This window comes from Bradyrhizobium sp. Kon56 (genome assembly GCF_055807635.1).
The window spans coordinates 127,045-141,240 of record NZ_JBVVOU010000009.1; the positions used below are offsets into that span (position 1 = coordinate 127,045).

The 14,196-nt window shown below is 64.5% G+C and carries 12 protein-coding genes; 5 read left to right on the forward strand and 7 right to left on the reverse strand.

Features of this window, described 5'->3' with window-relative positions; all coding sequences use genetic code 11:
* The first annotated feature begins 2 nt into the window (after window positions 1-2).
* Window positions 3-653 carry a CoA transferase subunit B gene (locus AC0L3B_RS16930; protein ID WP_456653453.1) on the forward strand — a complete coding sequence of 217 codons (651 nt, stop codon included), beginning with the start codon at window positions 3-5 and terminating at the stop codon, window positions 651-653.
* A gap of 22 nt (window positions 654-675) precedes the next feature.
* Entirely contained in the window at window positions 676-1,311 is a 636-nt protein-coding gene (locus AC0L3B_RS16935) for a GNAT family N-acetyltransferase (protein ID WP_473380753.1), read from the forward strand.
* A gap of 13 nt (window positions 1,312-1,324) precedes the next feature.
* On the opposite strand, the gene AC0L3B_RS16940 is transcribed toward AC0L3B_RS16935, so the two are convergent.
* Window positions 1,325-2,341 (reverse strand): AraC family transcriptional regulator, encoded by a 1,017-nt coding sequence (locus tag AC0L3B_RS16940; RefSeq protein ID WP_473380754.1) that lies wholly within the window; start codon window positions 2,339-2,341, stop codon window positions 1,325-1,327.
* A gap of 202 nt (window positions 2,342-2,543) precedes the next feature.
* On the opposite strand from AC0L3B_RS16940, the gene AC0L3B_RS16945 reads away from it, so the two are divergent.
* Together AC0L3B_RS16945 and AC0L3B_RS16950 are read left to right on the forward strand one after the other, a co-directional pair.
* Window positions 2,544-3,164, forward strand: coding sequence for a response regulator transcription factor (locus AC0L3B_RS16945; protein WP_473380755.1), 621 nt, complete (start codon window positions 2,544-2,546; stop codon window positions 3,162-3,164).
* A gap of 150 nt (window positions 3,165-3,314) precedes the next feature.
* A complete protein-coding gene (locus AC0L3B_RS16950; protein WP_018453842.1) occupies window positions 3,315-4,991 on the forward strand; it encodes a mucoidy inhibitor MuiA family protein in 1,677 nt (558 codons plus the stop codon).
* Between the two features lie 192 nt (window positions 4,992-5,183).
* On the opposite strand, the gene AC0L3B_RS16955 is transcribed toward AC0L3B_RS16950, so the two are convergent.
* The 5 genes from AC0L3B_RS16955 to AC0L3B_RS16975 form a co-directional block, all read right to left on the reverse strand.
* Complete coding sequence (locus AC0L3B_RS16955) at window positions 5,184-6,539, reverse strand: esterase-like activity of phytase family protein (protein ID WP_247294061.1); 1,356 nt, start codon at window positions 6,537-6,539, stop codon at window positions 5,184-5,186.
* 84 nt (window positions 6,540-6,623) lie between these two features.
* Window positions 6,624-7,520, reverse strand: coding sequence for a carbohydrate ABC transporter permease (locus tag AC0L3B_RS16960; RefSeq protein ID WP_247475613.1), 897 nt, complete (start codon window positions 7,518-7,520; stop codon window positions 6,624-6,626).
* Window positions 7,513-8,469, reverse strand: a complete 957-nt coding sequence (locus AC0L3B_RS16965; protein WP_018453845.1) for a carbohydrate ABC transporter permease — start codon at window positions 8,467-8,469, stop codon at window positions 7,513-7,515. Before AC0L3B_RS16965 ends, AC0L3B_RS16960 begins: the two co-directional genes overlap by 8 nt.
* 167 nt (window positions 8,470-8,636) lie before the next feature.
* Window positions 8,637-9,980: an ABC transporter substrate-binding protein gene (locus AC0L3B_RS16970; RefSeq protein WP_473380756.1), complete on the reverse strand. Its 1,344-nt coding sequence runs from the start codon at window positions 9,978-9,980 to the stop codon at window positions 8,637-8,639.
* Between the two features lie 88 nt (window positions 9,981-10,068).
* Window positions 10,069-11,112 (reverse strand): C-terminal binding protein, encoded by a 1,044-nt coding sequence (locus tag AC0L3B_RS16975; RefSeq protein WP_473380757.1) that lies wholly within the window; start codon window positions 11,110-11,112, stop codon window positions 10,069-10,071.
* A gap of 252 nt (window positions 11,113-11,364) precedes the next feature.
* Between AC0L3B_RS16975 and AC0L3B_RS16980 the strand changes: the two genes are divergently transcribed.
* The gene (locus AC0L3B_RS16980) at window positions 11,365-13,050 is read left to right on the forward strand and encodes a methyl-accepting chemotaxis protein (RefSeq protein ID WP_026232608.1); all 1,686 of its coding nucleotides are present in this window, start codon (window positions 11,365-11,367) and stop codon (window positions 13,048-13,050) included.
* A gap of 156 nt (window positions 13,051-13,206) precedes the next feature.
* Here the strand turns inward: AC0L3B_RS16980 and AC0L3B_RS16985 are convergent, their stop codons facing one another.
* A complete protein-coding gene (locus tag AC0L3B_RS16985) occupies window positions 13,207-14,184 on the reverse strand; it encodes a Bug family tripartite tricarboxylate transporter substrate binding protein (protein ID WP_473380758.1) in 978 nt (325 codons plus the stop codon).
* Window positions 14,185-14,196: the final 12 nt, after the last annotated feature.

The following is a 14,196-nucleotide window of genomic DNA, read 5'->3' on the forward strand; positions in this document are numbered from 1 at the left end:
AGATGGCCTGGACCCGTGAACAGATGGCTGCGCGCGCCGCGAAGGAACTGCGTGACGGCTATTACGTCAATCTCGGCATCGGCATCCCGACGCTGGTCTCGAACTACATCCCGGACGGCATGGACGTCAGCCTTCAGAGCGAGAACGGCATGCTCGGCATGGGCCCGTTCCCGTACGAGGGCGAAGAGGACGCCGATCTCATCAACGCCGGCAAGCAGACCGTGAGCGAACTGCCGTCGACCTCGTATTTCTCGAGCGCGGATTCCTTCGGCATGATCCGTGGCGGCCACATGGATCTGTCGATCCTCGGCGCCATGCAGGTGGCCCAGAACGGCGATCTCGCCAACTGGATGATCCCCGGCAAGATGGTCAAGGGCATGGGCGGCGCGATGGATCTCGTCGCCGGCGTCAAGCGCGTGGTCGTGGTGATGGAGCATTCGGCCAAGGACGGTCCAAAGCTCCTGAAGCAGTGCAATTTGCCGCTGACCGGCGAGCGCGTAGTCGACATGGTCGTGACTGACCTGGCCGTCTTCACCATCGACAAGCACGGCAGCGGCGGCATGGCGCTGATCGAGCTCGCCGACGGCGTCTCGCTCGACGAGGTCAAGGCCAAGACCGACGCCGAATTCCGCGTCGCGCTGAAGAACACGTAAGGTTTTCGCGAAGGGGGCGCGCATGACGATACGGTCTGCGCGTCCCGAAGACGCCGATTTCATCGCACAAACCATCCTGTCATCGCAGCGCGGCTACCGGCCGCGCGGCTGGTTCGACGTTGCGCTCGGTTGGCCTGAAACACAGTGCCGCGAATTCATCGCGCGCGTCGCAGCCGCCCGCGCGGTGTCGATGTGGCACGTCTCGCAATTTCTGGTCGCCGAGATCGATGGTAAGCCTGCTGCCGCCTTGTGTGCGCTACCGGCGGCCGGCACGGGACCAGCGGCTTGGCCTGCGGTCGAGGAAGTCGCAGCCACGTCCGGACTCGCCGCGGGAGAGCTAGAGGCCATTCGTCAACGTGGCGGCTACACGCGCGCCTGCTGGGTTCAGGGCGGCGAGGGCGATTGGATGATCGAGCATGTCGCGACCGATCCCGCCTATCGCGGCCGCGGCCTGGTGCAGTCACTGATCGCGCATGCGCTGGAGAAGGGGCGAGCGGCTGGATGTGCACGGGCGACAATATCGTTCCTGATCGGCAACGAGCCCGCCGAGCGCGCTTATACCAAGGCCGGCTTTGTCCTTGCCGAGGAGAAGCGCGATCCTGCCTTCGAGGCGATCATCGGTGCGCCGGGCTTTCGCATGTTTGCGCGGGTGATGTGATCGGTCTTGAAAATCAAGCCGCGGTTGCCGCCAATGGCCGGGCGCCTTTGCGCCATGCGGTGATGGTGCAGCCGAAATGGCCGCGAAACCAGCGGGCCATGGCGCTCTGTGCGGAGAAGCCGAGCTGCACGGCGATGTCGGCCAGCGGCCGGCCGGGGTCGTCGATGAGCTGGACCACGAGATCGGCGCGCTGCGCGTCGAGAATGGCCGAGAAGCTGGTGCCGGCTTCGGCGAGGTGGCGGTGGATGGTGCGCCGGGTGCAGGCGAGGTGTTCGGCGACGCGCTCGACCGTGCAGTCGCCGCCGGCGAGCAGGAGACGCACGACCTCGTCGACCTTCTCCTCCCAGCTTGCCGGCCGCGTCTCGATCGCCTCGATCCGCTTGCGCAGATAGCTCGCGATCAGCGGATGCGCGCTCGGGATCCGGCGCTCCATGTCGTGTGCCGACAACAGGATCGAATCGGCCTCCGCATTGAAGGTCACACGGCAGCCGTAGAACTCGCGGTAGCGTTTGCGGTCGAGCGGCGGTGGGTAATGCAGGTGCACTTCCTGCGGCCGCCAATCGCTGCCGAACAGCGACTGGATGATGCGGTGGACGCTGCCGAGCGCCATGTCGATCGACTGGCGCGGCGCGGCCGGCTGCCGGCCACGCAGGTGCAGCGTGACGGTCACGGTCTGCTTGTTGCGGGTGACGTCCAGCTTCATGCCGTCGTGATGGATCGGGATGAAGCGCGAGAAGGCTTCGATGGCTTCACCAACGGTCGCCTGTTCGCGCACGATCAGGCCGACCGCGCCGAAATTGGTCAGCCCGCCGCGTTCAGCAAGCCGCAACCCGAAATCTTCGGCGCCGGACGCCTCGGCCGACAATTCGAGCAGACGGCGGAGACCGGTGACGGCAATGGGCGTGTCGGGCTTGTCGAGGCAGGCCAGCGGCAGCCTGATCTTGCGCATCATGTGTTTGGGGTCGAGCCCGACCGACCGGGCGACCTCCGGGTAATAGCTCAAGCCCGCGCTGCGAATGAGGTCGGTCATGCGACCCGTTCCTGCCGGACATCCCGCAGATGTCCCGAAATGTAAAGTTTCTGTCCCGATCCGTCAAATCCGGGAAATGGGTGGAACATACATAAGTAAAACCGAAGCACGGGCGTGAATGCCGTGCATATGACGGCGCGGCGCGACGAGGCCCCGCTGCCGTCTCGGACCATTTGACCCAAGACATTGCTGGATCGGAATTATGCCGGGGGACATGCTTTCCAAGGGTGAGGTATTCGTCATCGACACCGATGCCGCCTCCCGCGAACAACTTTCCACCGCGCTTCAACAAAGCGCATACAACGTGATCTGCTTCGCCGACGGCGCGTCTCTGCTCTCGGAGGCCAAGGCGCGGATGCCGGCCTGCGTGCTGCTGGAGATGCCGCCCGATCGCTCCGGTCTCGACGTGCTCAAGCGCCTGCGCGAGGAAAACTGCATGGCGCCGGTGCTGGTGACCGCGACAAACGGCAGCATCGCCATGGCGGTGGATGCCATCAGGAGCGGCGCGGCCGACTTCATCGAGAAGCCGTTCCGCACCCGCGACATCGTCGACCGGATCGATGCCGCCATCGACGAGTTCGCGCAGCCGGGCTCCAACCGGCAGCGGTGGTTGCCCGGCTGCGAACCCCTGTCCGCGCGCGAAGGCGACGTGCTCGAGCATCTCGCCGCGGGCCTGACCAACAAGGAGATCGCCCGGCGCATGCATCTGAGCGCGCGCACGGTCGAGGGCTACCGCGCCGGCATTCTGAGGAAGGCCGGTGCGAAGAACGTGACGGACCTGCTTCGCCGCATCTTCGCGCAGGGTTCTACCCCTCAGGATTAAGCGCTCCGTCGCGGGCCTTGCTGCCGCCGCGGCGGCGCCCCACGGAAACCCCAATCGAACCAGTTCCTCCCCTGCCGCGTCCAACCGTGTTGGCGAGGCATTGGATCGCGCGTCCGGCTGGCGGCGGCGATGACTTGGAGGAGGGACTTGATGCGCATCACCGCAAAATGTTTGGCAACGACGAGCCTGGTTCTGGTGACCACGGCATTCGCGTCGTGGTCATGGGCCGCCGAATTGGACGCCACATCGGCGATCGATACCGTTACGGTTTACCCCGATGGCGCGACCGTCACCCGCGTCATCGCGGTGGACCTGCCGTCTGGTGACTCGACGCTCATTGCCAAGGACTTCCCGCTTGGTCTCGACACCTCCTCGATCCGGGTGGAGGGTGAGGGGGGAGCGAAGCTCACCATCGGTACGATCGATGCGCGAACGCCGCGTGCGGCGCCGGTCAATCTGCCGGAGCTGGACAAGCGCATCGAGGCGCTGAACGACCAGCGCGCCGACCTGCAAGGCGCGATCGACTCGGCCATTGCGCGGCGCAAATTCGCGGAGCACTTTGCGGAAGCCTCTCCCGCGGGCATCGGCGACAAGGGCGAGGCGCGGCCGATTGCCGAATGGCGCACGGCCTTTGCCGCCGTTGGCGACGAAATTGCGAGCGCCGATACCGCCGTTCGCGACGCCACGCGCAAGATGCGCGAGATCGATCGGCAGATCGCCCAGCTCGAAGTCGAGCGCAAGGCCAAGCCGCCGAGCAAGCTCGAAGTCCGCATGGACATCGCGGCGCCGGCAGCAACCAAGGCGACGTTGCGGGTCACCTACAATGTGCGTAATGCGCGCTGGCTGCCGCTCTACGACGCCCGGCTCGATACCGGCGCGAAGGACCGCAAACCGCAGCTCGAGCTTGTCCGCCGCGCCGAGGTCACGCAGGCGACCGGCGAGGACTGGTCGAACGTCGCGCTCGGCGTCTCCACGGTCCGCATCGGCCGCGGCGGCAGCGCGCCGGAGCTGAATTCGCTGGTCGCGCAGTATCCGCAAGTGCCGAAGCCGCGGGCGCTGGGCTCAGTTTCGGATTCGGCAATGCCTGCGGCGGCGCCCATGCAGCAGCGCAAGATGGAAACTTCCGCGGCCAAGGCGGCGGACGATATCCGCGAACGCGCCGAAGAGCAGCAGGCGGTCGCCGAGATCGGTGACTTCCAGGCCACCTACAAAATTCCCGGCCGCGTCAGCCTCGGGGCCGCCGAGGGCGCCAAGAGCCTGCGCATCGCCTCGATGACCGTGCCCGCCGATCTCATGGTGCGCGCGGCACCGGTGATGGACCCCACCGCCTTCCTCGAAGCGAGCTTCAAGCAGACCGACGACACGAGCCTGTTGCCGGGCAAGGTCGCAATCTATCGCGACGGGACTTTCGTCGGCCGCGGCAAACTCTCGGCTTCGGCCAAGGACGATATCGTGCGGCTCGGCTTCGGCGCCGACGACAAGGTCAGGATCGAGCGCGCGGTGCTCAAGCGCAACGAAGGTTCGGCCGGTCTCCTGGTCACGACGTCGAAGACCGACGAGCGATCGTTCAAGACGACGATCCGCAATGGTCACGACTTCCCGATCAAGGTCGCGATTGAGGATCAATTGCCGGTCAGCGAGAACGAGGACATCCTCGTCGAGATGCTGCCTGCGACCACGCCGCCGACCGCAAGCAATATTCGCGACCGGCGCGGCGTGCTGGAATGGTCGTTCGACGCCAAGCCCGGCGAGGTCAAGGACATCAACTTCGTCTGGCGCATTCGCTGGCCGAAGGACAAGAGCATGGTGATCGTGCCGGCGGGTTGATGTGCGGCGCCGAGGTGCGAGTTGTCTTTACCTCGTGCTCGCTCACTGTCCGTCATGTCCCGCCTAGTGCGCAGTTACGCACGAGGGCGGGGCATCTAGTACGCCGCGGCCTCACGATTTGATCGCTGGCGCCGCGGCGTACTGGATCGCCCGGTCGAGCCGGGCGATGACCCGCGTTGAGAGAGCGCTGGCTTACTTCGCCTTCAGGAAGTCCGCGACATCGAGCAGCATGAACTCGTCGTCGTCGGCCTTGTTGGGATCGCGGCTGGACGAGAACGGCAGATTGTTGTCATTGCCGACGATGATGTGGGTTTCGTCGACACGATCGACGTTCTCGATGGTGAAGAACGGGAACGTGTAGACGCCGTCATTGAGCGGCTTCTTCGCCTTCTTGTCGGGATCCCTGATCTTCAGGAGGTCGATGTAGCCGATCTTGCGCACGGGCTTGCCGACATTGGCGTCGGTGAGCTCGATCTTGTAGACGCGCTTGAACTTGGCCACGTCGGGGAAGCAGTTCTCGCCGCGGGTGCCTTGCGGGCAGGCCTTTTCGGGCGTGCCTTCGCCGTTGTCGCGCTCGATGATCAGGCCGGCGCTCGGGTCGATCATGTTGAAGTCGCCGATGGCATTGCCGTTCTGCTCGAACACATACTGCCAGTAGCGGCCGGTGAATTTTTCCGCGGCGACGTCGAATTCGAGGATGCGCGAGGCTTCCTTGCCGTCGACCTTCTCCCAGTCCTTTTTCTCGGCATCCCAGAGCGGCCCCTCGAGCAGGCCGTAGAGAAACTTGCCGCCTTTCGAGGCGGCGAAGCCCTCGTAACCCTTGGAGCGTCGGAGGTTGACGTTGGTGTAGGTCGCACCCGGCGCGCCCGGGGTCGCCACCGCCCAATGATCCGGCGATCGCACGGGCTTACCGTCGGCGACCGTCTCGAATACGGCCAGAATCTTGCCGGTCTTGTCGGCCTTCAGGATGTAGGGGCCGAACTCGTCGCCGATCCAGAAGGTGTCGCCGATAATCTGGAAACCTTCGGTGTCGAAGTCGGAGCCGGTGAGGTAACGCCTCTCGGTGTCTTCATGCACGATGCGGAACGGCACGCGTCTGTCGGGATCGTGCAGGAACACGGTCTCCAGCCGCTCGATCTTGCCGCCGGCCCAATCCATCCTGTAGCGGTTGAGGTACAGCATCGAATCTGGCGAATTGGCGCGCGCGCCCATGCCGTTGTCGGTGATGACCCAGAAAGTGCCGTCCCCCATCGACTTGATACCGGAATGGCCCTGCAGCGGCTGGCCCTTGAACGGCAGCGACACGCCGGTGGCCCGCTCATAGGACTTGCCCATCACCGTGCCGAGCGCGTCGACCCGCTTCCCGGTGGTGTATTTACCGGATGTCTTGAGATCGGCGGGAGCATCAGCCGGCGCGTCGATGAACGTGGCGGCCGGCATCACGACGTGGCCGGCGAGCTTGGCGGGGAATTCGCCTTCGCTCTGCGCCAGCGCGGAGCTCGCGGTCAGAATGATCGTTGCGACGGTACTAAGCAAAGTCGCGCGCATGTGCGTCTCCTGTTAACGGAGGCCGTCTTATGCGGACCGCGCATTGCAGTTTTGTGAAACCGGGCCAAACGCCGCAGCCGACAGCTACTCCTTGACCGCGCCCGTCAGCGACGACACGTAGTAATCGACGAACAGCGAGTAGAAGATCGCAACCGGCAGCGAGCCGAGCAGCGAGCCCGCCATCAGCGCGCCCCACTGATAGACGTCGCCGGTGACGAGCTCGGTCAGGATCGCGACCGGCACCGTCTTGTTGGCGCCGCTCTGGATAAAGGCGAGCGCGTAGATGAACTCGTTCCAGGACAGCGTGAAGGAGAAGATGCCGGCCGAGATCAGGCCGGGCACCGCCAGCGGCAGCGTGATCCGCCGCAGGATCTGGAGCCTGGTGGCACCGTCCACCAGCGCGCATTCCTCGAGCTCGTAGGGGATCGACTTGAAATAGCCGATCAGGAGCCAGGTGCAGAACGGCACCAGGAAGGTCGGGTAGACCAGGATCAACGCAAGCGGGCTGTCGAACAGGCCGAACTGCACGACCACGGTCGCGAGCGGAATGAACAGGATCGACGGCGGCACGAGATAGGCCATGTAAATGCCGAGGCCGACATAGGGACTGCCGCGGAAGCGCAGGCGCTCGATCGCATAGGCGGCCAGCGTGCTCGCGATCAGCGACAGCGTAGTCGCCCCGACCGCGACCAGCATCGTCGTCCACAGCCAGCGCGGATAGGCGGTGTCGAACAACAGGTGCTTGATGTGGGCCAGCGTCGGCGAGGAGATCCAGAAAGGGTTGTGCTCCCGGTAGTTCATCAGCTCTGCGTTCGGCTTGAAAGACGTGATCGTCATCCAGTAGAACGGAAATAGGAGGATCAGCACGAAGCAGCCGAGCGGCAGATAGATCATCATCAGCCGCCGCAGCCCGGAATCCCAGGCCATGGTGTCCGGCGGCGTGGTGGCGACGGCGGCCGGCTCGGCGGCGGTATCAGTCATTGCTCTCTCCCTGCTGCCATTTGCGGCGCGCCAGGCCGAAATAAGAGAACAGCGTTGCGAACACGAGGAACGGGATCATCGACACCGCAATCGCCGCGCCCTCGCCGAGCTCGCCGCCCGCAATGCCGCGCTGGAAGGCCAGCGTTGCCAGCAAATGGGTTGAGTTGCCGGGGCCGCCCCGGGTGATGGCGTAGACCAGCTGGAAATCGGTGAAGGTGAAGATGATCGAGAAGGTCATGACGATCGCGAGGATCGGCATCATCATCGGGAAGGTGATGTAGCGGAACCGCTGCCAGGCGCTGGCGCCATCGAGCATCGCGGCTTCGTAGAGCGAGGGCGAAATGGTCTGCAGGCCCGCCAGCAGCGAGATCGCGACGAAGGGAATGCCGCGCCAGATATTGGCGGCGATCAGCGAGAAGCGCGCCGGCCAGGGCGAGCCGAGGAAGTCGATATTGGTGGTGCGCCAGTGCAGCACGTCGACCAGAAGGTAGGAGATGATCGAGAACTGCGGATCGTAGATCCACCAGAACGCCAGCGCCGAGAGCACCGTCGGCACGATCCAGGGCATCAGGATGATCGCACGCAACAGGCTCTTGAACGGAAAATGGTTGTTGAGCAGCAGTGCGAGCCAGAAGCCGAGCGCGAACTTTCCAAAGGTCGCGATCCCCGTGTAGACCACGCTGTAGAACACCGCGTTCCACCACAGGGAATCGGTGAGCAGATACTGGAAATTCTCGAAGCCGACGAAGACGCCTTTTCTGCCGATCGTCGTGTCGGTGAAGGCGAGCCAGATGCCGAGGCCGAGCGGATAGGTCAGGAACACCGTGAGCAGCCCGATCGCAGGTGCGAGGCACATCACGATCAGGAACGGCTTGTAGTCGAACAGGCGCACCAGCCAGGAGGGTTGCCGGTGCACGAGGGCAGGAGAAGAGAGTGTGGTCACGGACATCGGTTTGTTGTCCCGTCTCTGAAAGTCACCAGGCCCGTCACTGCGAGGAGCCCGTAACAAAATTGCGAAGCAATTTTGCACTGGGGCGACGAAGCAATCCAGGCTGTAACTGGGAAGACAGGCTGGATTGCTTCGCTTCGCTCGCGATGACGCGCTTTTGGCCAGCGCTACTTCTGCCGCCGGAAGTACCGCTTGCAGCGCTGCTCGGCTTCCGCGGCTGCGGCTTCCGGCGTGGCAGCGCCGGTCGCGACGGATGCGAACATCTGAATCAGCACGTAGTCGGCGCTGACGGCACCGGTCGCGGTCGAGATCGGGCCAGCATAGCCGTCATAGTAGATGGTGTTCATGGTGTCCTTGAAGATCTTGATCTTGGGATCTTCGCTCCAGACCTTGGCCTCCGCGTAAGCCGCGAGCGGCTGGGCCCAGTAGCCGGAATTGGCGTTGAGCCACGGCTCGTACTGGTCCTTTTCCAGCATGTATTGCAGGAAGGCCTTTGCGGCGTTGGGGTACTGGCTGTGCTTGAACAGCATGGCGTTCAGCGTCAGGCCCGCCATCGGCGAGACCTTGGCGACACCCTTCGGCAGCAGTTGATGTTCGCTGTCGTCGGCGATCGCCTTGGTCGCCGGATCGTTCTTCAGTGAAAAATACAGCGAGACGCCGTTGGCGGTCAGCGAGATCTCCTGCGCGGCGTAGGCGCGGTTGTTGCTGACGTCGTTCCATGACGTCGTGCCGGCGATGAAGGTCGGATAGAGCTGTTTGACCCAGTTCAGTGCGGCGATCGTCTCCTTGCTGTTGATGACGACGTTCCCCTCTTCGTCGAGCAGCGCCGCGTTGTGCGACCACAGCGCCCAGTTCGCAAAACCGTTGCCGTCGCCCTTGGCGTTGCCGAGCGCCAAGCCGGCCGGCTTGCCGGCCTTCTGAAGCTTCTGGCAGAGATCGAGGATTCCGGCATGGTCTTCCGGCACCTTGTCGAAGCCGACCGATCGCAGGATCGACTTGCGGTAGATCAGCGGACCCGCGGTCGCGCCGAACGGCAGTCCGATCCAGGCGTCGCTCTTGTTCTTCTTGCCGTAGCGCTGCGCCAGCGGCAGCCAGCCGCCGTACCGCTTGCCGACATAGTCGGCGACGTCGGTCAGCTCGATCAGCTTGTCGATATAGATGTGCGGCGCATCGGAGAAGCCGATGATAATATCGGGGCCGGCACCGGAATTCGCGGTCACCGCGGTCTGCTGGTTGATGTCCTCCCAGCCGACGAAGTCGACCTTGACCTCGACCCCGGTCGCCTTGGTGAATTTGGCCGCATTGGCGCGGAACACGTCCTCGTCGGCCTGGACGAAACGTACCGGTCGCAGCATGCGCAGGGATGCGCCTTTCTCGATCGGCAGTTTCGGTGTGGGGACGTCCGCCGCCCTGATCGCGGATTGCGCATTTGCCGGAGCACCGGTTGCCGCGATTGCCGCAGCGGACAGGCCCAGCGCCAAGGCATCACGACGTGTGATGTCGTTCCTCATCGGTTCCTCCCTATATGTTTCCCTTCCCGGCGTTGATCGCCGGTGAAGGGTCTTTCCGGTTGCCGGCGCGCCTTCGCGGCCGTCCCGTCTAGCTGTTCGGGCCGCGGTCCATGCTGACAGGCTGCCAGCGGCGGAGCGCGGTGTCTTGCAGCACCGACGGATTGACGCAGCTTACCGGCCACATGCCCTGAAGCACCAGTGACAATTCGTAGCCCACCCGGCGCTTGCGCGCCTCGTCAAACCGTGCCGAGGCGGAGGCGACGTGGGCGGTCAGGGTGACATTGTCCATGCCGAGCAGCGGATTGTTGTGCGAGGGCGGCTCCTTCTCCAGCACGTCGAGGGCGGCATGGGCGATCCAGCCCTCCTGAAGCGCCTTGATCAGGCTTTCCTCGTCCACGGTGGCGCCGCGACCCGTGTTGATGAAGACGGACCCCTTCTTCATCTGCCGGAAGTGCTTCTCGGTGAGCATGTGATGCACCTCGGGCCGGGCGGGGGCGTGCATCGAGACGAAGTCGGATTGCGACAACACCTCGTTCAGCGTCACCGGAATCACGCCGTGGTCGGACATCAGCGTTTCCTGGATGAAGGGATCGTAGGCCATCATCCGCAGGCCGAAGGGAGCTGCGCGTTTCGCAACCGCACGCGCCACGCGGCCGAACGAGATGAAGCCGAGCGTCTGGCCCATCAGCCGCGGTATCTTCGACAACGCCGGCCGGCCCTCGGCCCAGCGGCCGCTACGCACCATCCGGTCCTGCTCGACCAGCCGGCGGAAGCCAGCGAGCAGCAGCATCATGGCATGGTCGGCGACCTCCTCGATGAAGGTGTCGGGGATGTTGGTGACGGGAATGCCGCGCGCGGTCGCGGCCTTGATGTCGACGCTGTCGACGCCGACCGAGCCCAGCGTGATGACCTTGCAGCTCTCCAGCGCGTCGATGATGGTCTTGGTGATCGGGATGCCCTTGGCGTAGATGGCGTCCGCTGTCTTCGCGGCGGCGATGAACCCGGCCTCGTCGGCCGGCGCCTCGACGATCTCGGCGTCGATCGGATCGAGCGCCTCGCGCTCGTAGGAATAATCGCTGCTCGCGACCGTGAAGCTCGCGCCCTTCGGCGTCACCACCCTGTATTTCGGCATGTCCTGCTCCCGATTTGGTTTCTTGTTGTGACCCATGCTTTGCGCGGGCCTTTGCGTCTTTTACGCGAAATCGAGGAGGTCGCGTACAATTCCCGGTTGTCATTGAGGCGATTTATACGACTGGTTCGACGTCTTCTCCGGGCTTCTACGGGGCGCCCCGTAACAGCTTGCTAAGGGGTCACCCCCTAAAGGTTAATTTGATTTCGATCGATTCACTCGCGCGTCCTTATCCCTGTGTTGCCGGAGCATCCCGTGAAATTAAGCAATATGAAGATCGCCCCCAAGCTCGGCATCCTCGTCGGCGTCACCTTGTTCGGACTGTGCATTTCCGGGATCCTCGCCGGATACCTGATGAAGCAGGAGATGGTGAACGCGCGCATCGATCAGGCCAAGGCGATCGTGGAGATGGGGCGCAACTACGCCGCTGCCCTCAAGAAGCGGGTCGACGCCGGCGAGCTGACGAAGGATGCGGCGATGGCCGAGATTCGTCGCTACGGCAATGCAATGACGTATGACAACGGTGCGGGCTATTTGTTCGGCACGTCCTATGACGGCATCACCCAGCTCGCGCCCGATCCGAAGCAGATCGGCAGCAACCGCATGGATGTCGTGACCAACGGCCGCAAGCTGTCTGCCGAGTTGATGGACGGGGTCAAGGCCAATGGTTCGATCCTGCTGTATTATGAATATGTGAAGCCCGGCCAGGAGAAGCCGATCCGCAAGCTCGGCTACGCGGTCGCGGTCCCCGGCTTCGACATGTATCTCGGCACCGGCGCCTATCTCGATGATATCGACGCCAAGATGGGTCCGGTCTACTGGCTGCTCGGCTTGGCCATGCTCGGTATCGTCATCGTCGCCGGCAGCGTTGCCTGGCTGATCGGTCGCAGCATCAGCCGCCCGCTCGCCCTGCTCGGAGCCCGCATGAAGGATCTCGCCGAGGGCAAGCTCGACGGCGACATTCCCGGCGTCGGCCGTGGTGACGAGGTCGGCGCAATGGCGTCGACCGTCCAGATCTTCAAGGACAACGCTGTCCGCATCCGCGACATCGAGAAGAGCGAAGCCGATGCCAAGGATCGCGCAGCGGCGGAACGTCGCAGCGTGATGGAGGGCATCGCCAGCGACTTCGAACGCAGCGTCAATGGTATCGTCCGCTCGGTCTCCTCGGCTGCGACGGGCATGCAAGCCACTGCGCAATCGATGACCGCGACCGCCGGCGACGCCTCGTCGCGTGCGGCGACGGTCGGCGCGGCCTCGCAGAGAGCGTCGGGCAATGTCGGCACGGTTGCCGCGGCTGCCGAAGAGCTGTCGAGCTCGGTTGCGGAGATCTCGCGCCAGGTCACCCGCTCGACCGAAGTGGCGAGCCGCGCTGTCAACGACGCCGAGCGTACCAATGCCACGGTGCAGGAACTCTCCACCGGCGCCGAGAAGATCGGCGAGGTGGTCAAGCTGATCCACTCGATCGCGGCACAGACCAATCTGCTCGCCCTCAACGCCACCATCGAAGCGGCGCGCGCCGGTGAATCCGGCCGCGGCTTCGCCGTCGTCGCTTCCGAAGTCAAGGCGCTCGCCAACCAGACCGCCAAGGCGACCGAGGAAATCTCCGCCCAGGTCGCGGCGATGCAGACATCGACCAGCGATGCGGTCGCCGCCATCGGCGGCATCACTCAGACCATCGCCGAGATGAGCGAGATCACCGCGGGCATTTCAGCATCGATCGAGCAGCAGGGCGAGGCGACCCGCGAGATCGCCCGCAACATTCAGTCGGTCGCGGCCGGATCGAACGAGATCAACGCCAATATCGGCAGCGTCACCTCGGCCGCGGAAGCGACCGGCACGGCGGCAAGCGACGTGCTCACCAACGCTCGCGAGCTCGACAGCCAGTCCGGCGCGCTGCGCAGCGCAGTCGACGGCTTCCTCGCCAAGGTGCGCGCGGCGTAGGTCGCCACACCAAAGCGACGCCATCTCCTCTATCGTCATGCCCGGGCTTGTCCCGGGCATCCACGTTCTTGGACACCGGACGCTTTGATCGACGTGGATGGCCGGGACAAGCCCGGCCATGACGGAGAATGCCGAGCGCGCGGCTTTCGCGAGCCCCTACTGCTTCTCGATCCCTGCCTCGCGGATCAGCTTCTCCCACAACACCAGCTGTTCGTTCACGAACGTGCCGAGCTGCTCGGGCGTGCCCGAAAACGCGTCCATGCCGAGGGTGGCGAGCTGGGCCTTGATCTCCGGCTTCTCGACGATCTTCCGGATCTCGGCGTTGAGTCGCGTCACGATCTCCTTGGGCATGCCGGCGGGGCCAAAATAGCCCTGCCACGACGAGATGTCGAAGTCCGGCACGCCGGCCTCCTGCATCGAGGGCAGGTTCGGCACCAGCGACGAGCGGTCCTTCGTCGTGACGGCGAGCGCGCGTAGCGCGTTGCCCTGGACATGCGGCAGGCCGGTCAGGATGTCCACGAACATCATCGAGACGCGGCCGCCCATGACGTCGTTGAGCGCCGGCGGCGAGCTCTTGTAGGGCACGTGCAGGAGGTCGAGCCCGGCATTGTGTGCAAAGGTCGCCCCCGACACGATCGCCGAGGACGAGCCCGAGGCGTAGCTCAGCTTGCCCGGATTGGCCTTGCCGTAGGCGATGAGCTCGCCGACGGTCTTGGCCGGCACCTTCGGGTGGATCACCAGCATGAAGGGCAGGTCGCCGGTGCGCGCGATCGGGGTGAAGTCCTTGACCGGATCGTAGGTCAGGCTTTTGAGCAGATAGGGATTGGCCGAATGCGTGGTGTTGGTGGTCACCAGCAGCGTGTAGCCGTCGGGCGCGGCGCGCGCGACATAGGTGGCGGCGATCATGCCGTTGGCGCCCGCCTTGTTCTCGATGACGATGCCGACGCCGAGGGCCTGCGACAAATGCTGCGAGATCAGCCGCGTCGTGGTGTCGGTGCCGCTGCCGGCGGCGAACGGCAGCACCAGCGTGATGTTGCGGCTCGGATAATTGTCGGCCTGCGCAGCGGACGCGGCGGCGAGACAAAGGGCGCCCGTGCCGATGGCACGCAGGTTTCGGATCAACGCTGAAAGCATGTCTGGTTGTTC

Bases quoted from the DNA above. Each gene is read 5' to 3' on its own strand.
- AC0L3B_RS16930 (WP_456653453.1), top strand. From the start codon at position 3: ATGGCCTGGACCCGTGAACAGATGGCTGCGCGCGCCGCGAAGGAACTG.
- AC0L3B_RS16940 (WP_473380754.1), bottom strand. From the start codon at position 2,341: ATGACCGACCTCATTCGCAGCGCGGGCTTGAGCTATTACCCGGAGGTC.
- AC0L3B_RS16935 (WP_473380753.1), top strand. From the start codon at position 676: ATGACGATACGGTCTGCGCGTCCCGAAGACGCCGATTTCATCGCACAA.
- AC0L3B_RS16950 (WP_018453842.1), top strand. From the start codon at position 3,315: ATGCGCATCACCGCAAAATGTTTGGCAACGACGAGCCTGGTTCTGGTG.
- AC0L3B_RS16965 (WP_018453845.1), bottom strand. From the start codon at position 8,469: ATGTCCGTGACCACACTCTCTTCTCCTGCCCTCGTGCACCGGCAACCC.
- AC0L3B_RS16975 (WP_473380757.1), bottom strand. From the start codon at position 11,112: ATGCCGAAATACAGGGTGGTGACGCCGAAGGGCGCGAGCTTCACGGTC.
- AC0L3B_RS16970 (WP_473380756.1), bottom strand. From the start codon at position 9,980: ATGAGGAACGACATCACACGTCGTGATGCCTTGGCGCTGGGCCTGTCC.
- AC0L3B_RS16955 (WP_247294061.1), bottom strand. From the start codon at position 6,539: ATGCGCGCGACTTTGCTTAGTACCGTCGCAACGATCATTCTGACCGCG.
- AC0L3B_RS16960 (WP_247475613.1), bottom strand. From the start codon at position 7,520: ATGACTGATACCGCCGCCGAGCCGGCCGCCGTCGCCACCACGCCGCCG.
- AC0L3B_RS16945 (WP_473380755.1), top strand. From the start codon at position 2,544: ATGCCGGGGGACATGCTTTCCAAGGGTGAGGTATTCGTCATCGACACC.
- AC0L3B_RS16985 (WP_473380758.1), bottom strand. From the start codon at position 14,184: ATGCTTTCAGCGTTGATCCGAAACCTGCGTGCCATCGGCACGGGCGCC.